A 22,305-nucleotide genomic window follows, 5' to 3' on the forward strand; every position below is an offset into this window, starting at 1 on the left:
AATAAAACCTAGCGCTCAACCGCTAGGTTTTATTTTTTTCATACAAATGTTTTCTTCACCCGCTGGTCCAGCCAAATGTTTCCAAATGGTATGAATGCTACAATGAAGGCACCTAATACCCAAAGCATTGACCAGCGGATTTTAATAGTGGTGTAGGCAATTACAAATAAATACGTAATAAAAAGAAAGCCATGGATCGATCCTACAACTGTTACTACTTCTGGAAGACCTGCAAAATATTTAAGCGGCATGGCAATAAATAAAAGAAACAACAATGACCCGCCCTCGACCAAACCGGCTATCCGAAAGCGCTGGACAGCTTGACCTGACATTCTATCCCTCCATCCCATTGCTTTTGCTGCAAATTACGTTCAGTTTAACACGAATCAGCTTAAGCAAAGACGTAAGATCTATCAATTTAGTGAACAAGGCTGGTCCTTCTTTTTTTATATGGACTACCCGAGAATGTTATAACCAGAATCTACATAAACAATTTCCCCTGTGACTCCCCTGGACAAATGGCTGAGCATAGCAAGGCTCATATCTCCCACTTCTTCCTGAGTAACATTTTTTCTTAGCGGAGCTTTTTCTTCAATTTCATGTAGGATCTGATTGAAAGAAGGGACCCCTTTAGCTGCTAAGGTACGAATTGCACCTGCCGAGATCGCATTAACACGAATGTTATCCACACCAACCTCACTAGCCAAATATTTGACCGTTGCTTCTAGAGAAGCTTTTGCTACGCCCATCACGTTGTAGCCTCCGACCACTCGTTCAGCTCCTAGATAACTCATGGCAATAATGGCGCCGCCTTCTGTCATATAAGGCCTTGCTGCTTTGGCTACGGCAATAAGAGAGTAAGCGCTCGTATCCTGTGCAAAAGCAAATCCTTCTCTTGACGTGTTGATAAAATCTCCTTTCAAGTCTTCAGCATGAGCAAACGCTATCGAATGAACAATGCCGTGGATCGTTCCTGCTTTTTTCCCGATCTGGCTGAAGGCTTCCTCGATGCTGGCATCTTGGTTCACATCACATTGCACTACTAAGCCTGTCTCTATTTGATGTTCATCCAATAATTTTTCCAGCTTCTTCATCGATCTTTCTTTTCGATATGTAAAAATTAGATTCGCTCCAGCTTCGTGCAAAGACTTGGCAACACCCCACGCTATGCTCCGGGCATTGGCTACACCCATAATTACAATTGTTTTATCCTTCATTTTTAGTAAATCGTTCATGATGTCCTCCTCATAAATAGTAATCCATTTGAAATCTTAATTGAAAACAGGCTGGCAATCAACCTCTGTCCCTATTATACACAGAATAAAGGTGGTTCATTTTTTCCCACTTGACTACATTCTTTTCTAAACGCATGCCTATTCTCTCAGCAACTTTAACAGATCGATTATTTTTTATGTCAATCAAGGAAATGAGCTTGGGCAATAACAGTTCATTAAAACCATAGTATTTACAACCCATCGCTGCTTCTGAAGCAAATCCTTTTCCCCAATAAGATCGTTTAAACAAATAACCAATTTCAAATTCAGTTTTTCCCTCTATGCTCTGCGGAACAATGCCACACTGACCAATAAAAGCCCCTGAGGATTTTTTCTCAATTATCCATAGGCCAGCATCATACCTTTGATAATTCAATTGGTTCCATTCGATCCACTGGAGAGTCTCACTTCTGTTTTTCGTAGAAGGATAATATTTCATAGCTGCAGGATCACTGAAAATTTCAAGTAAATGGATGGCATCAGATACACTCATTTGGCGAAGAACGAGCCGATCAGTAGCCAGAATCACGTTCATCTCCCCTTCCCTAAACCACTATATCATAGTCAGTCAGCTGGTTGGATTCACAAACAAATCACCCCTTCCTATTGGAAGGGGTGATTAATAAAAAATATTTTACCTGATTTGTCCGTTCCCTTTCATAAGGAACTTTATAGTTGTTAGGGCAGGAAGCCCCATCGGTCCACGGGCATGAAGTTTCTGCGTAGAAATACCGATCTCAGCACCAAAACCTAATGCTCCGCCGTCCGTAAAACGGGTAGATGCATTATGATAAAGGGCAGCCGCATCTACAAGCTTCATAAAGGTTTCAGCAGCCTCGTCGTCTTCGGTGACAATAGCTTCAGAATGCTTTGTTCCATAGGTTTCAATATGGGCAATAGCATCTGCAATATCTTCAACAGTTTTTACAGCGATATCGGTACTTAAATATTCATTCGCCCAGTCTTCATGGCCGGCAGGAAGCGCGTTCTCAATGACACTGCGAGCATGTTCATCTGCGTGTACTTGAATGTTTTCCTGCTTAAATGCTTCGTTCAAAACAGCCGCATGCTGTTCAAGCCAGTCTTTATGAACGATCAGCGTTTCTGCCGCATTACAGACAGCAGGGCGATCGGTTTTCGCATTAATCATGATCGAGATCGCTTTTTCTACATCCGCTGATTTATCAACATAAATATGGCAGTTACCTACCCCTGTTTCCAAGACAGGTACAGTCGCATTTTCTACAACGGCTTGAATCAGCTTACCTCCTCCACGAGGGATGAGAACATCCACATGTTCTTTCATCGTAAACAATTGATTCGTTGCCTCACGATCTGTAGAAGCTATGAACTGTACAGCCTCTTTTGGCAGCTTTGTTTCTTCAAGAGCTTTGTGCATCACTTCTACGATGGCTTGGTTGGAGTTGATCGCAGAAGAACCACCTTTTAGAATAATCGCATTTCCGGATTTCAGGGCAAGGCCAGTCGCATCAACCGTTACGTTAGGTCTTGCTTCATAAATCATTCCAATGACCCCAAGCGGGACGGTCACCTTCTGAACTTGCAGACCATTATCCAAGGTCCAGTCTGAAAGTACGTTTCCAGTCGGGTCATTTAGTTCAGAAACCTCGCGCAAGCCATTGGCGAAATCATGAACTCGTTCTTTAGATAAGGACAACCGATCCATGAACGCTTCCGTGAACCCCTGGTCTCTGCCATTTTTCAAATCTTTTTCATTGGCAGCGAGGATGGTTTCATATTCACGCTCTAAAACGTCAGCCAAGTGATGTAAAGCTTCATTCTTTTCTGCTTCAGAAAGGGTTAGCAGCTTTTTGGCTGCTTTTTTTGCTTCAATCGCTTGCTGCTCAACGTTTACATTACTTTTAATTTGTGTCATCAAAGACCTCCTTGAGTAATTTAAACACCAACGGGCATGGAAACTTCTAAATGACAAACAAAGTCTTTTCGTTCAATTGCAGCTTTTGCATAAGACTCGAGTTCAGGTTCTGTCAGGCTGATCATTTCTTTTAGTTTCTCAGACGAATAGTTAACGACTCCAAGTCCAATTTCTTCTCCATCTAAATCATGGATTCGTACGACGGCTCCAGACTTAAAACGACCGTTTACATGGTGAACGTGCATAGGAAGAAGGCTTTTCTTCATTTCGACAATGCTTTCTTTTGCACGGTGATCAATAATCACTTCACCTTCTGGACCAGAGTTAAACGCAATCCACTGTTTTTTCTGATCTAAATTTTCGTGTTCAGGCTTCGTTTCAAAATAAGTGCCTGTTGCATTGTGATAAACCGCATCATACACGACATTTGGTGTTCCTGCTTTACCAAGAAAGGAATTGATACCAGAAGCCATCGCAATTTTAAAAGCATCAATCTTGGACTTCATGCCGCCCGTACCCACGGAACTGCCTGGATCACCAGCTGCCGCTTCGATTTCCGGGGTGATGTCATAAACTTTATCGAGCAGCTTAGCATCTTGATTTTTACGTGGGTCTGCATCATATAAACCTTCAATATCGGATAGGATGATGAGTTTGTCAGCATCTACCAGACCCGCTACTTTTGCTGAAAGTGTATCGTTATCGCCAAATTTAAGACGATCGATCGTGATCGTATCATTTTCGTTAATAATAGGAATAATTCCACGTTCGAGTAATACGTTGATCGTATTCCGCGCATTGTTATAACGATTTTCATCAGAGAAGTCACTGCGAGTGATTAAAATCTGTGAGCCAATATAGCCATGTGAAAGGAACAGGTCGGAATAAGATTCCATTAACAGTCCCTGCCCAATGGACGCCGCCGCTTGTTTTTCCGGTAAAGTGCTTGGGCGTGTCAGGCAGCCAAGTTTACGATAACCCGCTGCTACCGCTCCAGAGGAAACGAGTAAGACTTCGTGTCCGTCATCTTTCAATCGTACGACCTCATCTACAAGCTTTTCTAATTTTCTTCTGCTGATTTCGCCCTGTGCGCTTGTTAAAGAACTGCTTCCTATTTTTATTACGACACGTTGTTTTTGTTTAGTCAACTTATCACTCCTAATTCATCGTTTTTGCATCGATTGGTTAATCGTGTTCCTTTATTCGATTACTTCGATCCTACTAATAATCCTTCTAGTTCTTTACTTAATTCCTTAGAACGGCTGGCCGCACCTTTTATTGCCTCAGAAATTGCTGCCCCTCCGCCATTTCTATTTAAAGCATCAAGTCCGGCTGCTGTAGTTCCATTTGGGGAAGTCACATTTTCACGAAGTTCAGAAGGGCTTTCTTCACGCTCTAATATCATTTTTGCTGCTCCAAGTAACGTTTGAGCACCAATTTCACGGAGTGTTTCACGATCCATTCCTTCTGCACTGCCCGTTTCTTCAATGTGCTCCATTAAATAATAGAAGTAAGCCGGACCACTTCCTGCAATGCCGGTAAAGACGTCCATCTTATCTTCTTCAATGATAAAGACTTGGCCAATCGCTTCAAGTAATTCTTTGGCGACGACGACATTATCCATGGCTGCGTATTTCCCCGGGCATACTGCCGTAGCTGATTCCCGCAGCATACTGGACGTATTAGGCATAACACGGATCACTTGCTGGTTTTCGTTCAGCCGTTCTTCCATATAAGAAGTTGAAATTCCTGCAAGTACAGAGGCCAGTACTTGATCCGGTTGAATCTTTTCCTTAATATCCTCAAGCACTGCTTCGATATCTTTTGGTTTCATAGCTAAAATGAACTGATCCACTTCAGCGTAATTCAATTCGTCCTTCAAAACTGTTCTTACTCCATATTTATCGTGAATCTCATTTAAACGATCCTGATTACTTCTATTTGTAACAATGATTTGCTCCTTTGGAATCTTACCGGATTCTACCATACCAGAAATCATCGCTTCGGCCATTGAACCTGCACCAAGAAAAGCAATCGTTTGTTTGATCATATGAGTTCATCTCTCCCGTTCGAGTTTTTGTTCGCATCATTTGTTCGCTCTTTCATAACGTTTAACATCATAACATTAGCAAAATTTGATTCAAGGGCTTTTTTGCATGTCATGCCTATAAACGCCAATTAGTGAGTGTAAACGATTTCATGGCGAGATATTTGATATTCAGTGGCTCTCATCGCAAATAATTCTCTCTAATGCTTTTAAATGGAGAGTGTATTTTGAAAAATACTAGATTGTCCTAATAGATACAATAGAGATAATTTTCCGAAAAGTCTGTCATGGCAGGGCTTACATCAATAAAAAAGTAAATCTCTAATGAAAAATAGAGATTTACTCATTTACGAGTTGATTTACTTTTGTTAGCTGAGCTTTTAACTCTTCGATAGGTACAAACCGTGCTTTTCTGAACCATTCTTTCCCATCTGCGAACACCAGCACGGCAGGGGCTGTGAAGACTGACAATTGGCCGGCTGCCTCAGGTAGTTCCGTTGCATCGATATACATCGATGGAATAAGAGGGAATTCTTCTAGTACAGTTTCCACTTGTGGAAGGAGTCCTTGACAAACCGAACAACCTGGCTGTGAAACAAAGACTAAAATCAGCCTTTCTGTTTGAATACGTGTCTGAGCCTCTTGGCTGGACGTTGGTTTTTCCATTGTTTCACCTCTTTTTTTCATTATATCAGTCCTTTTTAACATCATTCGTTCATTGATTTATTTCCGGGAGGCTGAGAAGGTATTGCATTCCTTCTTTTGTTCCGATATAATCTGAACAATATCTAAATTCAATGATAAAGAGAGTAACTGAACAAAGCGGCAGAAGCGAGTCAGGGATGGTGAAAGCCTGAACCGTGCAATTCAGTGAAGCGGACTTTTGAGAAGCCTTTCCGAAATTGAGTAGGAACCGGCCGGGGAGACCCCCGTTATTAACTTCGAGTGGCTGTTAAGCTGTAAATAAGAGTGGCACCGCGGGCGTCAACCTCGTCTCTTTCTTGAGACGAGGTTTTTTATATTTAAGGAGGCTTATCTATGGAAAAACATTACATTGCTTTGCAATTATCAAATCTGCTGGGAGAACCATTCAGCCGCGAATGGGTGTTTGAACAATTAGAGTTTCCAAAACAGGACGATTTAGGTGATGTTGCCTTTCCCTGCTTCCAGCTTGCAAAAGTTTTTAAAAAATCCCCTGCTGCCATTGCAGAGGATCTCGCTTCCCAAATCGATCATGAAATCCTTCAGGAAGTACGCCCGTCAGGGAACTATCTTAACTTCTTTCTCAACCAGGAGTTTATAAGTGAGCACACCTTCAAGCAAATGCTATCAAAGCAAAAGAATTATGGAAGCCACTCCTTTGGAAAAGGTAAAACTGTCGTATTAGATATGTCTGCTCCCAACATTGCCAAGCCTTTTTCCATGGGACATCTGCGTTCTACTGTGATTGGCAATGCTTTAGCTAATCTTGCAGAAAAATGCGGATATAAAAGTGTAAAAATCAATTACATTGGAGATTATGGCACCCAGTTCGGCAAACTGCTGGCGGCTTATAAGCTATGGGGAAATGAAGAAAAAATCCGTCAAGACCCCATTCCTGAATTAACAAAAATTTACGTAAAGTTTCATGAGCAGGCACAACAAGATCCCCAGCTTGTTGAAAAAGGAAGAGAATGGTTTAAAAAGCTGGAGGACCAGGAAGAAGAAGCCGTTTCACTCTGGAAATGGTTTAAGGAAGTTTCATTAGCCGAATTTAATCATATCTATAATCTTCTTGGAATCTCCTTTGACCTTACCCGCGGGGAAGCCTATTATAACGATAAAATGGAGACCGTCGTTCATCAGTTGAGCCGTTCTCAACTGCTGGAAGAGTCTGAGGGAGCAAAGGTCGTTCAGCTGGATGAATTTGGGCTCCCCCCTTGTCTGATCCGCAAAAGTAATGGAACCTCCATTTATGCCACACGTGATCTGACTGCGGCTATTGATCGTTACGAGAGCTATGCTTTTAACGAAGCACTTTACGTAGTAGGAAATGAACAATCGCTTCATTTCCAACAAATCAAGCACGTTCTGGAAAAATTGAAGTTCCCCTGGGCGGAAAATATTAAGCACATTTCTTTTGGAATGATGCTTCAAAATGGGAAGAAAATGTCCACTCGTAAGGGAAAAACGGTGCTTTTACAGGAAGTTTTAGAAAAGGCGGTCGAGCAGGCAAAAATAAATATTACGAAGAAAAATCCTCACTTGACTCATAAAGCGGAGACCGCTAGAAAGGTTGGGGTCGGAGCGGTCATATTTCACGATTTAAAGCAGCATCGAAGAAATGATGTCGAGTTCTCCTTGGAGGATATGCTCACTTTTGAAGGGAATACAGCCCCTTATCTTCAGTACGCTTACGCCCGCAGCTGCTCCCTTCTTAAGCGCGGAACTTTTGACATTGCTTGTGCAGACACATCACTAAATGAACAGGAAGCTTGGCCGCTCATTAAACAGCTCCGCCATTTCCCAGAGGTCATTAGACAGGCTTATCATGACTACGACCCTTCTAAAGTTGCCAAGTACCTCCTTGATACGGCCAAGCAATTTAACAAATACTACTCTGAAGTAAAAATTATTGGAAGCTCACAAGAATCAAAACGGCTGACGTTGGTGTACTGCTTTTCTATTATAATAGAAGAAGGTTTGTCGCTCCTTGGAATCGAAGCACCAGCCGAAATGTAGAAAATATAATCATACGTTGATGCTCCTAAAATCATTCTCCCTATTCAGCATCGTCTTTTATCCTTTATAATTAATACTTGTGAGTATCAGGATTTTTTTGTTAAGGAGGGGGAATATGAACGAAAACGAATCAGGAAAGACGTATGAATTTTTAGCTGACGATCCTAATTTCAGCGTAATGCCAGTGATGATTTCATTAATTATCGGAGCGTTTTTTGCAATATTAAACGAAACACTCTTAAATATTGCACTTACTACTTTAATGGATCAATTCCACGTGTCAGCACCAGTAGTCCAGTGGATGGCCACGGGTTTTATGCTTGTAATGGGAGTGTTGATTCCTGTCTCTGCTCTATTAATTCAGACCTTTACAACACGGCAGATGTTTTTAGGAACGATGACTATTTTCACTATAGGAACCGTGGTCTGTGCTCTTTCACCTAACTTCAGCATCCTGCTTATTGGAAGGCTTTTGCAGGCGGTAGGAACAGGACTGTTAATTCCGATCATATTCAACACATTTTTACTTCTCTTCCCTCCTGAACGACGAGGATCAGTAATGGGGATGATTGGGCTAGTCATCATGTTTGCCCCTGCCATCGGTCCGACATTATCCGGGATTATTGTCGAGCATCTAGGGTGGCGTTATTTATTTATTACTGTCATACCCTTTGCGGTCTTTTCCATTTTGTTTGCTTTTAAATTTTTGGCAAATGTAGGCGAAGTCACGAAGCCGAAAGCGGATATTTATTCAATAATACTCTCAACGATTGGGTTTGGGGGCGTTGTACTTGGTTTCAGCTTTGCAGGAGAAGGAGATGCAGGCTTTCTTGAGCCTAAAGTATACAGTTTGATCGTAACAGGCTTGATTTGTTTAATCCTATTCACGCTCCGCCAGCTGCGCTTACAAGAACCACTTCTTGACGTACGCGTGTTTAAATACCCAATGTTTACTTTATCAGTGGTGATTTTCATCATTATTATGATGTCGATGTTTTCTTCTGAAATCATCCTGCCTATGTTCATGCAGGGACCACTTGCTTTAACAGCTGCTACAGCCGGGCTTGTGCTGCTTCCCGGAAGCTTACTAAATGGGTTGTTCTCTCCTGTCATGGGAAAACTGTTTGACAAATTCGGCCCAAGGAAATTAATCATTCCTGCCATGGCGATCCTTATGGTCACTCTCTTTACATTAAGCAGAGTAGGTATCGATACATCTCTTTGGCAGATTATTATCTGCTATATTTTCCTCATGCTGTCGATTTCAGCTATTATGATGCCGGCCCAGACAAATGGACTTAATCAGCTTCCTAAGCAGCTTTACCCACATGGAACCGCTATTATGAATACACTGCAGCCAGTAGCAGGGGCGATCGGTGTTTCTGTTTTTATCAGCCTGATGACGGCAAAGCAGGATCACTACTTAGCGAATGCAGAAAACCCTGATTCTCCCCAAGTTTTAACCCAGGCTTTCGTTTCAGGGGTAGAATTCGTTTATATTACAGCTTTCGGGGTAGCAGTTCTAGGTTTTGTTGTTTCGTTATTTATTCAAAAAGCAGTTCCTTCAGATATACCGTCAAAGAAAACACATTAAAAGCGCAGCCAATAAAGGCTGCCCCAGCTTGTAGAGAAACTCCCTGTTTTTCTACAAGTTTTTCTAACCGAAAGGAGCGATTGCCCTTCCCTTTCCGCGGACGAGCGCCCGAGCTTCCTCGTGAAACCCACGCTCGGCGATCTCGGCTTACTCGTTCTTCCGCAGGAGTGGAAGGGACCTCGCCTCCTTGATATTCTTTAAACAGAAAAAGACTCTCCTTCACCTAGCCCCCCTAGCTAGATGGAGGAGAGTCTTTTTCATGTTCTGACAGACAGCTGTCATCAGCGCCTGTTCCTTTACTTCAATAACGCATCCCATGCCGTTCTTTTGAATCTGCAAAGCTACGCTCCACTTTCTCTTTTCTCATTCTATAACTCCATTCTCCCGATATAAATAATCACTATCCGGATCGGTCTCACTTCCTTTCACTTCTTTGGATTTCTCGAACAAGTTCTTCCATCGTTACGATTTCCATTTCATTTTGTCGTGTTTTTCTTGATTGAAACAAAAAATCAGGCTGCCGAGACTTCTCGACAGCCTGGCGCAGCCAATAAGGGCTGAGCTTTTGTATTACCAAATCATGTCTGCGTATTCTGGATGATCTACAAATGGATTGCGGTTTCCCTGATAGTCATCATAAATGATATTGTTCCGGTTTCTTTCAAAATCGCTTACCGGATCTTCTTCATTCCACTCAAGCAAAGTAGATAGTCTCCCTAAATGAGCACCTGAAGTGTTCACATAGTCTGATATTTCCAAATCTGGTTCACCTGAATGCTCCCCTTCATACCGTACAGCCATGTAAAAGATCATGCGTGCCACGTCACCTTTCACTTCATCGCGGGGTTCCCAGGAATCAGAGTCACTGTATGTCCCAGGGGCCTCTGATACGGCTGATCCACCATCATCAAAATCCAGATTTCCCCGGCTTGAATTTACCGTTACATCTGTTGGTCTTAAATGATGGAGGTCAGTTCCCGGTCCCATCGCTGTACCAAAGTCACCATGGGATTTGGCCCATACATGTTCACGGTTCCACTCATCTACGCCGCCGCCATTGGTGTATTTAGATTGAGAACGGCCAGAATAGAGGAGGACAACGTTGCTGGTATTGGCCGGGTCTTCATCTGTATGACGTAAGGCGTCCCATACCTCGTCATAAGTTAATTCTGCATGCTGATCAATTAAATCATTCAAACTATTTTTTAACGTTTGCCCTGTCATTCCTTCCACACTATCATAATAGCTCCCATCGTATGTACCTCCGCTTCCGCCGGTGTCTCCATCATTCCCACTACCGGAGCCATCGGATGCCGTCTCAATGGAAGTCACGTATTCTACACCTTCATGACTGAAGTAATCGTCTCTCGTCCCACTTACCCGAAGGTAATCACCCATATGTTCAGGATGGTTTTGAAGGCCGAATTCGCTGCGATATTCAGAATCCAATTTCACTAAAATCATATTACTTACAGAGGTCTCATCTGGGTCATCAGCTAAAGCCAAAGCATAATTACTCGTAAAATCACTTTGTTGTACATAGTCTACTGCAGTCGGCACTCCTACAATGTAACCTTCCAATGTTACATCTGTTCCATTCGATTCATTCATGGCATCTTGTACGGATAAAACCGGGGCAGCTTTGGTAACACTACTTCCTCCAAATAACATTAACGTACTGACAAACACTACGAAAAAGCTTTTCACGGCACGCATGCGAGTGGACACTCCTTTAAATTGATAGATTTAGGATGACAGGAAAAGCACCATCCATTTCTAATCATCGGGTGAATTCGGCCGCTTGTATATAAGTCGAAAGGACAAGTTCATCATTTAGTCCGTAAGTTCTACATGGTTTTACATTCGATTGGCTGAGAAAATATCTAAGTAGCGGTTACTTCTAACATACGAAGTGCGGTGATTGTGGTTAGAAAAAGGAAGACGTTTTTCTTCTAATTCTGGAATACAATCGATAGAACCTTCTAGAAAACTATTCACTCGATGGAGAGCCGTTTCTGTTCTTGACAATAGTCCAGCGTATCTTACTTCCAGTACTTCCCACCCAAATGGTTTGTTTCTTTCCATCCATTGGTCATAGTGAACACTCTTCAAGGATTCGATACGTTCTATTAGCAGAGGAAGTCTATTCCGTGCGATGTTTGCAAGCTTCTTCATGTCCTTTTGATCATAAGCTGTTTTAAGCTCGATCCCGAGTTCACTTTTTCCTGCAAGCACAGCAGCCTGCGCCAGCGGGACACGAAATAAACAGCCCCATTGTCCAGCTTCCTTCTGCCACCTGCACAGTCTTTTCTCCAAACCTTCGTAAAATTCACGGAGCTTCAAACCTTTTAAATGCTCATCAAAAAGCCCAAGCAATGGATCCTGCCACAAGATGTATTTTGCAGGATTTTCAGGCTCGAGCGCGGTTTGCTCAGCGCTGCCCACAGGCTGATCCAGTTCTCCAAGTACGATAAAAGCATTCATCTCAGCTCCCGTACAATACTTAAATCTCTTACGCAGCTTTTCCATGTCAAGATCGTTCGAATAGCCGTGTTCTGCATACAACTGCATTCCTAATAAACCTGTCATTAAATCCGTTTCTGCTCCGTCATCTCCCCACAAGGCAGCAAATACTTCTTGAATCCCCTCCCGTTTACAAGCAGTTAAAGCAGCATTGGTCGTTTGAAACGTCTTCTTATAATTCACTGCCACCCCGTTCCAAGTCCAAATTCCTCCTGCAAAGACAGGAGGAGGACCAAATTCCTTATGCGTTTGTAAAAACCGCTCGTAAACCTCCTCTTCTTCATGGTAATAATCCCAATAGACAAACTGCATCCCCTCAGGCATTCCTTCCACGACAGCTGACGGTATTGCGGCCTCCTCATCGTAATAGTCCCCTGTAGAAGAAGCCATGCGAAAATACATGTCACTCCACATCATAGGTGACAACCCTTGTTTCATTATTAATTTCATCACTTTTTGCAGATGCTCCTCCATAATCGAAAAGCTTGGGACAAACCCATGATCATTTAAATAGTTGCCTCTTCCTAAGAAATGGGCCTCATCCATACCAATGTGAATTCGATTCGTACGAAAAGAAGCAGCAGCAGCTTGAATCATCTCATCGATCAGCTTGTAAGTTGTTTCTGCTCCGGCTAAGAGAATATCATCCGTGTCTTTGTACTGATTGTTAGCCTGCCAGCGTAAAAAAGTAGAAAGGTGAGCCAGCGTCTGAATACTTGGAATGACTTCAATCCCCAGTTTCCAACCGTAATCATCCAATTCCTCAAGCTCGTTTGGGGAATACCTTCCTCTCATATAACCAAAATAAGGCTGTTCCTTTATTTCATATGTATCTTCCATATAAAGCATCAGCATATTCAGTCCCATTACGGCCATTTTACGCATAAGTATTTTCACTTGGTCCGTTTTCATGACTGCATTTCTAGAGCAGTCCAGCATAACTCCGTTTGTCTCAAACTTTGGCACTTCCAAAAGATGAAAACTTGGCTGTTCAGACGCTTGCTGAATAAATAAACCGATCGCACGAAAGAAATGGATCGGTCTATTATAACGAATATACCCGTGGTCATGATGGAAATAAATTTCGAGCTTATTCTCTTTCCACTGTTCAACTTCTACTAATACTCCAGTCTCCTTCAGCTCCAAGCCAATTTCGTCAGCTACCAAGTGTAAGCCAGCCGATATTTCTTCTAGGTTTCCTTTAAAACAAACCTCCATAATCATCCCTCCTATAATATATGGATAAGTCCTCCTTCCTTATCCGATTGATATACAGCTTCTATAACTTTTACAATCGATTGACCGTATAATCCTGAGTTTTCGAGTTCTTCCTTCTTAGTAACAGCATTTAGAAGCTCATAAAATTGCAGTACAAATGGAGAGGGATGGTCGGGGACAGGAATTTGTTCAAAATTGTCATACTGACTAATCCAAACCCCCTTTCCAAGCTCAACTTTCAAGATTCCGTTTGTAAAAACAAATTCAGTGATTTGTGTGGGTGGCCCATGATAGCCTGAAATCGATATAGTAACCGGAAGCCCCTCCTTCGTCTTCAGCCAAATACTTGAGCTTCCTTCTACGTTACTCTGGATCCCCAATTGTTCACTTTCATAGCTTAGCTTTGAAATAACACTTGAGAAATTCGTATCAAGCATCCATTGAATTTTGTCAATCGAGTGGGCCCCAAGGTTCATGACCACTCCTCCGCCTGATTTCTCTTTTTCCAGAAACCATGAAGGCCGCTCAGAGACAAAGTAATTCATGAACCTCGTTTCATTTACCATGATTAATCTGCCTAGTTGACCGCTCTTAATTAGCGCTTTGGCTTTAATATTTTCAGCAAAATAGTGCTGAATATGACCGACAAGTACGTGTACTTGTGTAGAAGCATCTATGATCTCCTGGCAGTCTGAAGTGGAGACAGCCATCGGTTTTTCTAAGAGTAAGTGCACTCCTTGACAGGCACAAAAGACCGCAGCCTCTTTATGAAGAAAATGCGGCAGAGTAATGATGGCTATGTCGGGCATTTCCTTCTTCACCATTTCCTTGTAATCTAAATAACCAGTTACCGCATATCTCGTTCTCATCGCTTCCACTTTTTCTTCATTAATGTCTGCCACTGCAGTTACTTCAACCTCAGGGACTTCAAGCAAGGATCTCATATGCTCCTCTGCAATGATTCCCGCCCCGACAATGACTACAGAATAAACCACTCCATCGCATCCCTTCTGCTTATAAAAATAACTCCTTATGATGGAAATAAGGAGTGTACACATTCTTTATCATCCAGCGCATTAGCGTAGATTTTCTGTAAATGTTCGTCCTCCACGGCTACTCCTTTAGTAAATTCAAAAGAAAAAGTCCCGTCAAACCCCTCTGCTTGAAGAATAGAAGACCGTTCTTTTACCAGTTCCATTCTTTCTTTAAGCAGATGAAACCTATGATCTTCGTAGCAGCTGACATGAACATGAGTAATGAGCGGGCCAAGGTAATCGAACCAACGCGTAAGATTCGTCCCGGGAAGAAATGGGTGAACGATGACCTCATATTGATCCGATCCGAGCCGCTCCAACACCTTTGCCGCATACACAGGATCTTCCATTACAGTCCCTGGATGACACTCACACAGAAGCTTGCATTCTTGAGGGAGCTGTACTCTAAGCGATTCAATATTTTTAAGATACTGCTCGATCCGATTGAAATCATCTCCTAAATTAAATTTCACTTTTTCTACTTCGAATTCCCTGGCGAGTTGCACAGTTTCTCTTCGTTCAATTTCCTGTTCGTCTCCAAATCCCGCGTAAGAGTTTAAAATTCTTATCAATGATTTGTTTTCCAAGAGCCGTTCATTTTCCGGCTGGTTCGCTTCCCGCGCATGATTTTCCCAGAGCTCGACCCCCGAGAATCCTCCCTTTTGAAATTCTCCCATCCAGTCGCTAATGTTGATCGACGGAGTTTTATGTGATGTCCAGCGATTTTTTTCCAACATAACCGTATTAATAATAAACTGAATAATCATTCCCTCTTTTCATGACGTTTATCCGAATGCAGGTACAAGAGACTGCATGCTGTGGAAGTAGTTAAAATCGATATGATATACGTACCTCGGGCGTCCTCGCGTATGAAGCTGCTCCTCGCCAATAACTTGAGCAACGTTATGATCTTCGAGTGTTGTCAAAATCCTTCTGGCACTCCTCATCGTAATGGAGAACCCCCTAGCTAATTCTGCCGTCGTCAGCCGGCTGCTTCCAAGTGAAAGACACAACTTGTAGAGCTTTTGAATCGTCGCCCCGCTTATCCCAATCTTTTTCAATTCCTGCAGGGAAGCTTCATCTTCATAACGATATGCAGATGAAGAAGGAACACGGCTTTTGGTTTTCAATTTTTGAACCATGCCGGCGAGTGTGGAGCGGATACACTGCTGGGAAGGAGACATTAGAAAAGTTTTTACGTTTAATGCTTTCAAACTGTCGGATACCTCAGGATGACTCGTAATGACCACCTGCACGCTTCCTGATTTCCATAATTGATAATGGTATTTCGTAAGTTCCTCTCTACTTGTATAGCAATTTTCACAAACTTTTAAAACCAGATGCTGTCCAAGAATACCTTCTTCCCGCAAATGATCTTTTATATCTTCATCTCCAAAAAAATCGACACTGAATTGAAGTGGAGAACTTAAATTCTGCTGATAGATACAGCGGAACAGCGAAGCGTAGAGAGCTGTGGAAGTATAGCGCACAAAAAATACAGGCAGTCCCCGCACCAGTTCTCTAAAAGGATGACGATCAGGCAGGGGACTCGTGCATAAAACCGCATCCATATGGTTCCATTGTATCTGCATGAGTGCTGACTCCATGTCCTCATTGGGATCTAGTGGAACAAAAGACAGCTGAGTGTACGATTGGCCAATGGTTTTCACTTTTTTAAATGTGCTTTCTTTCCCAATAACCAGCACTTTATAACTCACTTTCACCCACATCCTATCAAATGGAATTATCCTATTTCAGACCAGATGAACTGGCCCCTTTTACAAAGAATTTCTCTGTAAATAAGAACACAATCAAAATAGGTACAAGGGTCATCAAGGCTGCTGCCACTAAGTATTGTTCCTGTCCAAACCAGGCACCGGACATCGATAACACTCCAATCGGCAAAGTGAATTTTTCTTCTGAAGACAGATAAATGACTGGAGCCATGATCTCATTCCACTTGGTCATAAACGTAAAAATCGTCAACGTTGCAAGCTGCGGCTTGCACATTGGCAGAAAGATTCTCCAGTACGTTTGAAAAGGAGAGCACCCATCAAGCTTTGCCGCTTCTTCATACTCCTTTGGAATTGCTAAAAACGCCTGACGCATTAAGAATATACCAAAAGGCTGAGCGAGCCATTCCAGCAGCCATAAAGGGACAAGAGTGTCAAGAAATCCCATGTTTTTAAAAATTATAAACTGCGGGATGATCATGACAACAGGTGGAATCATTAATGTACCCAGTACCATGAGGAACAAAGACTGCTTGAAAGGGAAATCGAGTCTGGCAAAAGCGTAGGCAACCATAGAGCAGGAGAGTAAAGCTCCTGCCACGGACAATACGGTAACAATCATGCTGTTTAAGCCGTATTGGGCGAAGTCCGTCATCTGCCAAACCTCTAAATAGTTTTTCCAGTGGAAAGGATTAGGAATCCATTCCACTGGGATAGCTGTGTACTGGGAATAAGATTTCAAAGAATTTAAGGCTGCAGTTACAAACGGAGTAAGCATTAGAATCGCACTTAATGTGATGACAAGATAGCTTACAATTTTTCTTTTTTTGTTCGGCTTTTTCATATATCCACACCTCTAAGGTTAGATTCAATCTCTACTTTTCATAGTGCACCCACTTGTTTTGCAATTTGACCTGAATGAGGGTAATGATAAATAACATAATAAAGAGGATCCAAGCGATGGCAGATGCATAACCCATTTTCAAAAATGCGAAGCCCTGCTGGAACAAGTACAGCATCAGTACCATGCTTGAGTTATCTGGTCCGCCTGCTGCGGTGATATCTCCAGAATTTCCTGTCATTACGTAAATCTGTTCAAACGCCTGAAAAGTAGTAATGGTGCTGAGCACCAAAACGAGGAATGTAGTTCCTGAAATCAGCGGAATCGTTACATGCCTGAATTTCTGCAGCACACCTGCTCCTTCAATATCTGCTGCTTCATACAAGTCTTCGGGCACATTCTGCAGGCCGGCTAGAAAAATAACCATCATATAACCGATTCCTTTCCAAACCGCTACGACAACAAGTACAGGAATAACGAGATGTTCGTCGTTCAACCATTGTTGCGGCTGCATGCCAAGTTTGAGCAGCAGATCATTGGCTAAACCGAATCTAGGGTTAAAAATAGCATCCGCTACATAAAGAACCACTGTCCAGGAGGAAATGACCGGGATAAAGTGAGCCATCCGATACAGCTTCAAGCCTCTTAATTGTTGATTTAAAGCAGAAGCAAGAATTAAGGCAAGAATGGTTTGGGCTGGAACAAACAAAACGGTAAAATAAACGGTATTCCCTAACGCCTTCCAAAAGACTGTATCATTTACAAGTTTCGTGTAGTTTTCCAGGCCAACCCATTGGGGAGCGTTGAGCATATCGTAATGGGAAAAACTAAAATACAGGGAAGCAAACATCGTAAATAAAATAAATACAATAAAATGAATGAGGTATGGGGAAATCATCAGAATTCCCCATTTACCCTCATTGCTTAATTTAAAAGGTTTTGTGTGTGTTCGTTCGCGAGCCTTTCCGAGTCTCATCAATAATGATCTCATCATATAGCTACACTCTCTCTTTATCGGTTTCGTTTATTATTGGTTATTATAAAATTCATCGAGTACTTTCTGAACGTCCTTATCCGCTTGTTCAAGGGAATCATCTACAGAAGTTTCACCTAAAAAGGCACGATCGATGTTGTCACCAAATTTTTTCACCCATTCAGACCATACAGCATTGACGTCTAATGTACCTGCAAAATCGAAGCTGTCCAGAAATGCTTGTTTGTTATCAGGCTTCTCCCCTGAATCAAGGAATAAATCTGAATTAGCTACTGATTTTTTCACCGGTACTGCTTCACCAAGTGCCGCCCATTCCTTCTGTACTTCGTCTTCAGAAACCCAATACTTGATCCACTCCCAGGCAGCTTTAGCTTTTTCATCAGAAGCACTATTGCTGATAATCCAGGAGTTAGCAATTACTGGAGAGAAACGCTTTCCATCTGGACCTTTAGGTAGAACGGTAACATCATAGTTTACGCCCGTTTCATTGGCAGCAAGGGCACGAGCGTAAATCCCTATTCTCATCGCAGCTGTTTGACTTGGGAAAGGAGCCATAGGACTTTGAAATGCCTGTAAATCGGATGGATCAGTGAAAATCCCTCGCTGCATTCCGTCTACGATATAATTTACAGCTTCTTTATTTTCAGGAGAGTCAACGATAGAATTTCGCAGTTCTTCATCAAGTACTCCCCCGCCATACGACTTAAGTACAGGCATCCAGCCCTCGGTAATATTAAAAAATGTGAGGCCATATTGCTTTACGCTATTTGCGTTATAACCAGAATCATTTGCTGTTTTTCCTGTTGAATCAATAGAAAGTTGCGCGCCGGCTTCTTTCAGATCCTCCCAAGTCCAGCTGTCATCGGGATAGTCTACACCAGCCTTATCAAACATATCCTTGTTGTAAAACAAGGCACCTATTTGAATCCCTTGCGGTACGGCCCAATATTTTCCATCAGAATCTTTATTGAAGTCCAAACCATAATAATCATCTTTGTTTAAATCGTTATTAATCCATTCTGTTAAATCCTTCGCTGCCCCACGTTCTGCGTATTTTTGAACAAAAACACCATCGGATAGCCACACATCAGGAGCATTCCCTCCTGCAATCTGCGTATCAAGCTTCTGGAAGAATTGCTGGTAGGGAGCATTCTGTGTTTTGACTTTGATGTCTGGGTGCTGCTCTTCAAACTTCTTAATTAGTTCATTCATTTTTTCATCCGCACTGCCTGAGGAGTAAAAACCCAAGGTTATTTCCGTTGTAGAACCGTCTGAAGTAGCACTTGCTTCCTTGTCATCTTTACTCGAACAACCGGCTAGTACGAGAATAAAGGCCATGATTCCCAAAAGAATAGATAAACCCCAATTTTTCTTAGCCACTATAAATCCTCCTCTAATATATTGGTAACGTTTACAAGCTAATTGTAGGTCTTTTTTCTGAGAACGGAAATGGAATTTCATTTGAAAGTTTGTGTTTTTTTCAATAAAATGAAAATAAACAATATTCTAAATTTTATAATCAGGGGGATGGCGAATGCAGACATTCTCGTTCAATCATCGTTCTATTAACTCGAAATTGATCGTTATTATTCTTGTATTTGTCTGTGCTCCATTACTAATATTGGGATATATTTGGTATGAAAGATCCACTTCCACAATTGAGCACAATGCTGTGCAGTACAGTCAATATTTGTTAAAGCAGACGAATGAATACTTAGACTTTTATTTAAATGATTTAGAAAAAGCCACCGTCCCTTTTCTTTCCAAACCTGAAGTGCAATCCTTCCTGAAGCTGGATTCCAAATCGACTGATCGTTATGACAAATATGTACTTACAGATAAAATTCAGAATGAAGCTTTTGGTGATATTCTGGAAGGTCGTTCGGATATCTACGGCATTTCCTTGATTAACCAAAACGGACTGCAAGTGAACAACTACATCCACGTCAGCGATTTCTTAAATATGAATGAAATCAAAGGCAGAAACATCCAGTTATGGGAAGAAGCCGATCAGCTGGACAGCTATCAAATCCTGAATATTGATTTCATTCACTCCACCCCGGTTCTTACAATTGTAAGAAAAGTCTATGACAAGAACACCTATGCAAACACCGGCCTTCTTGTCGTAAACCTCCGCCTTAACCAAATCGCCAACATTATAAATGAAGTAACCTTAAGTCACTTTGACAACGTTTGGATCGTTAATAAGCAGAACAAAATCATTTATCACCCAGATACCGAACAGCTTGGCCAGACGTTTACATATGAAAGGAAAAACGAACAGCAGCAGGAACCTCAGTTTTTTATCAATCGAAGCAGTGTATTGAATACCCTGCAAGTATATGACCATTCACCGGAATCGAATTGGACAATGGTAGCGACCGTACCGATGAGAAATGTGATGCATGAATTGATCTCTCTGCGTAATTCCACTATGTGGATCGGACTGCTTTTAATTGGAGTAGCTCTCTTATTTGTGGGAGGTTTTTCTCTATCGGTCACTTATTCGTTAACCGGACTGCAGAAGTTGATGAAAAAGGCCCAGCTCGGAGACTTAAATATTAAGAAAACGAAGCCTCCACGTATTCATAAAGAGGATGAAATCAGTGATCTGTATGACAGCTTTTACTCGATGACCAGTGAGCTTAATCGACTGATGGCTGCGGTTCAGTATTCGAAAATGAAAGAAAGTGAATTAGAATTAAAGAATCGCGAATCTGAACTCCAAGCCATGCAGTCCCAGATCAATCCACACTTTCTCTACAACACGCTGGAAATTATTAATTCTTATGCCATTATTGAAAACCAGATGATGATCAGCCGTATGACTACGTCGCTTGCCGACATGTTCCGATATAACGTGGGCAATACGAAAACGATTGTTACCTTGCAGGAAGAGATTCAACAAATCAAGTCGTATTTAGATATCCAAAAGGAAAGATTTGAAGATTTATCAGTAGTGTTCGATATTGATGATTCTGAAATTTCACATGTATTAACCGCCAGACTGACACTTCAGCCAATTATTGAAAATGCGTTCATTCACGGGTATGAAGATTATGAGCTTAAGCCTAATTTCATCGGGATTTACGGGGTTAAAGAAGCTTCTCATTATAACGTTTATATCGTTGATCAAGGTAAAGGAATGAATGAAAAAACAAAGGCCGTCTTCAACACATCTTTTGAAAATAACGAAGATCCTCCTTCCGCAAACAAAACTACGAAGCGGATTGGTTTAATTAATGTTCATAAGCGGATTTCAGCCAATTTTGGTTATTCCTATGGTCTTCATATCAATCAATCCAATGAAAGAGGAACCGTGATACAAATTATTTTGCCTTTTGACCATGTCCACAATAAAAAGGAGGCGTAATGATGTATAAGACGATCGTAGTTGATGATGAGAAAATGATTAAACGCAGTATCTCCGCTTTAATCCAATCTCATTCCACAGGATTTACTATCGTGGGGGAAGCCAAAGATGGAGAGGAAGCCTTTCAACTTAATGAAGAGACTGCTCCTCACTTAATTATAACGGATATCCGTATGCCAAAGATGAACGGACTGTCTTTTATCCAAAAAGTAAAAGAAACCAATTCCAAAGCAAAATTTATTATTATTTCAGGCTATGATAAATTTGAGTACGCCCAGACGGCCTTGCGTTGTGGAGTGGTGGACTTTCTTTTAAAGCCGTTAAAACCGGATCAATTTCTTCAAAGTTTAGAAAAAGTACGAGAGGAACTGGAGAAAGAACAGGAAGGTGCGAAATCAAGAAGCAAATGGATCTGGATGGTTAAATCGAGTGCAGAGCAACTAGCTGAACGAGTGTGGCTGTTAGAGGAAAAAGACAGTGAAGCTATTATTGAAGACTTTCACAAAGAGGTGTTTTCACATGTGGATTCGCCGCTTCTAAAAAATTTATACCTGGACTTGTTAGCCCACTTGAAAGGAGAGCTCATCAAACAAAACGATTCGCTGACGTCCTTCGATGCGTTTAACGAGTCGGAGTTTTCAAATGAAGGAGAGCAGATGAAGCTGGAAGTTAATAACCTTTGCAGCAGGATTATGGAAGAAATCAAAGCTGCGAGAAATATCGGCCATAGAAACAGCATTCTAACAGCAGTTAAATACATCGACACCCACTTTAGAGAAGAATCACTGTCCTTACAAGAAGTAGCTGGAACCATCCAAATGTCTCCTTCCTATTTCAGCATGGAATTTAAAGCAGAAATGGGAATCAGTTATAAACAATACATCACGAAGCTTAGAATTAATAAAGCGAAAGAACTTCTTAACAATCCGATTTATAAAACATACGAAATTGCACATTCCATTGGTTATGGTGACTATCCCCATTTCACAAAAACCTTTAAAAAATATATAGGAATCACCCCAACCCAGTATCGAAAACGAATTGGGAATTCCTAAT

General features: G+C 41.7%; 19 protein-coding genes, 1 pseudogene and 1 other annotated feature. Of the genes and pseudogenes, 4 read left to right on the forward strand and 16 right to left on the reverse strand.

Annotated elements, in window-relative coordinates; translation table 11 throughout:
* Positions 1–38 precede the first annotated feature (38 nt).
* From MUN89_RS18720 to MUN89_RS18750, 7 genes are all read right to left on the reverse strand, one after another.
* Positions 39–332 carry a DUF3817 domain-containing protein gene (locus MUN89_RS18720; protein WP_244709404.1) on the reverse strand — a complete coding sequence of 98 codons (294 nt, stop codon included), beginning with the start codon at positions 330–332 and terminating at the stop codon, positions 39–41.
* Between the two features lie 123 nt (positions 333–455).
* Positions 456–1,235: an enoyl-ACP reductase FabI gene (fabI, locus tag MUN89_RS18725; protein ID WP_244709406.1), complete on the reverse strand. Its 780-nt coding sequence runs from the start codon at positions 1,233–1,235 to the stop codon at positions 456–458.
* A 58-nt stretch (positions 1,236–1,293) separates the two neighbouring features.
* Positions 1,294–1,809 carry a GNAT family N-acetyltransferase gene (locus MUN89_RS18730; protein ID WP_244709407.1) on the reverse strand — a complete coding sequence of 172 codons (516 nt, stop codon included), beginning with the start codon at positions 1,807–1,809 and terminating at the stop codon, positions 1,294–1,296.
* Between the two features lie 99 nt (positions 1,810–1,908).
* On the reverse strand, positions 1,909–3,171 hold the full coding sequence (locus MUN89_RS18735) for a glutamate-5-semialdehyde dehydrogenase (protein ID WP_244709409.1): 1,263 nt from the start codon (positions 3,169–3,171) through the stop codon (positions 1,909–1,911).
* 20 nt (positions 3,172–3,191) lie between these two features.
* Entirely contained in the window at positions 3,192–4,319 is a 1,128-nt protein-coding gene (gene proB, locus MUN89_RS18740) for a glutamate 5-kinase (RefSeq protein ID WP_244709410.1), read from the reverse strand.
* Positions 4,320–4,378: 59 nt separating this feature from the next.
* Entirely contained in the window at positions 4,379–5,221 is an 843-nt protein-coding gene (gene proC / locus MUN89_RS18745; RefSeq protein ID WP_244709411.1) for a pyrroline-5-carboxylate reductase, read from the reverse strand.
* Between the two features lie 336 nt (positions 5,222–5,557).
* Positions 5,558–5,884, reverse strand: coding sequence for a thioredoxin family protein (locus MUN89_RS18750; protein ID WP_244709412.1), 327 nt, complete (start codon positions 5,882–5,884; stop codon positions 5,558–5,560).
* Between the two features lie 122 nt (positions 5,885–6,006).
* Positions 6,007–6,219 (forward strand) — a binding site (T-box leader).
* A gap of 37 nt (positions 6,220–6,256) precedes the next feature.
* On the opposite strand from MUN89_RS18750, the gene argS reads away from it, so the two are divergent.
* Positions 6,257–7,939: an arginine--tRNA ligase gene (gene argS, locus MUN89_RS18755; protein ID WP_244709413.1), complete on the forward strand. Its 1,683-nt coding sequence runs from the start codon at positions 6,257–6,259 to the stop codon at positions 7,937–7,939.
* Positions 7,940–8,054: 115 nt separating this feature from the next.
* Positions 8,055–9,533 (forward strand): MDR family MFS transporter, encoded by a 1,479-nt coding sequence (locus tag MUN89_RS18760; protein ID WP_396266058.1) that lies wholly within the window; start codon positions 8,055–8,057, stop codon positions 9,531–9,533.
* Between the two features lie 219 nt (positions 9,534–9,752).
* Here MUN89_RS18760 and MUN89_RS18765 read toward each other — a convergent pair.
* The 9 genes and pseudogenes from MUN89_RS18765 to MUN89_RS18805 form a co-directional block, all read right to left on the reverse strand.
* Positions 9,753–9,918, reverse strand: a pseudogene (locus MUN89_RS18765) (IS5/IS1182 family transposase); the annotation flags it as partial.
* Positions 9,919–10,103: 185 nt separating this feature from the next.
* Entirely contained in the window at positions 10,104–11,249 is a 1,146-nt protein-coding gene (locus MUN89_RS18770) for an endonuclease (protein WP_244709414.1), read from the reverse strand.
* Between the two features lie 141 nt (positions 11,250–11,390).
* A complete protein-coding gene (locus MUN89_RS18775; RefSeq protein WP_244709415.1) occupies positions 11,391–13,274 on the reverse strand; it encodes a beta-N-acetylhexosaminidase in 1,884 nt (627 codons plus the stop codon).
* 11 nt (positions 13,275–13,285) lie between these two features.
* The gene (locus MUN89_RS18780; protein ID WP_244709416.1) at positions 13,286–14,269 is read right to left on the reverse strand and encodes a Gfo/Idh/MocA family protein; all 984 of its coding nucleotides are present in this window, start codon (positions 14,267–14,269) and stop codon (positions 13,286–13,288) included.
* A 35-nt stretch (positions 14,270–14,304) separates the two neighbouring features.
* Positions 14,305–15,075, reverse strand: a complete 771-nt coding sequence (locus MUN89_RS18785; RefSeq protein ID WP_244709417.1) for a sugar phosphate isomerase/epimerase family protein — start codon at positions 15,073–15,075, stop codon at positions 14,305–14,307.
* An 18-nt stretch (positions 15,076–15,093) separates the two neighbouring features.
* The gene (locus MUN89_RS18790; RefSeq protein WP_244709418.1) at positions 15,094–16,026 is read right to left on the reverse strand and encodes a helix-turn-helix domain-containing protein; all 933 of its coding nucleotides are present in this window, start codon (positions 16,024–16,026) and stop codon (positions 15,094–15,096) included.
* Between the two features lie 31 nt (positions 16,027–16,057).
* Entirely contained in the window at positions 16,058–16,885 is an 828-nt protein-coding gene (locus MUN89_RS18795) for a carbohydrate ABC transporter permease (RefSeq protein WP_244709419.1), read from the reverse strand.
* Between the two features lie 31 nt (positions 16,886–16,916).
* The gene (locus tag MUN89_RS18800; RefSeq protein ID WP_244709420.1) at positions 16,917–17,858 is read right to left on the reverse strand and encodes a carbohydrate ABC transporter permease; all 942 of its coding nucleotides are present in this window, start codon (positions 17,856–17,858) and stop codon (positions 16,917–16,919) included.
* 51 nt (positions 17,859–17,909) lie between these two features.
* Positions 17,910–19,214 carry an ABC transporter substrate-binding protein gene (locus tag MUN89_RS18805; RefSeq protein ID WP_244713938.1) on the reverse strand — a complete coding sequence of 435 codons (1,305 nt, stop codon included), beginning with the start codon at positions 19,212–19,214 and terminating at the stop codon, positions 17,910–17,912.
* A gap of 196 nt (positions 19,215–19,410) precedes the next feature.
* Here MUN89_RS18805 and MUN89_RS18810 point away from each other — a divergent pair, with 196 nt between their 5' ends.
* Together MUN89_RS18810 and MUN89_RS18815 are read left to right on the forward strand one after the other, a co-directional pair.
* The gene (locus MUN89_RS18810) at positions 19,411–21,249 is read left to right on the forward strand and encodes a sensor histidine kinase (protein WP_244709421.1); all 1,839 of its coding nucleotides are present in this window, start codon (positions 19,411–19,413) and stop codon (positions 21,247–21,249) included.
* Entirely contained in the window at positions 21,249–22,304 is a 1,056-nt protein-coding gene (locus MUN89_RS18815) for a response regulator (RefSeq protein WP_244709422.1), read from the forward strand. Before MUN89_RS18810 ends, MUN89_RS18815 begins: the two co-directional genes overlap by 1 nt.
* Position 22,305: the final 1 nt, after the last annotated feature.

The organism is Halobacillus salinarum (genome assembly GCF_022919095.1).
Classification (GTDB): domain Bacteria; phylum Bacillota; class Bacilli; order Bacillales; family Halobacillaceae; genus Halobacillus_B; species Halobacillus_B salinarum.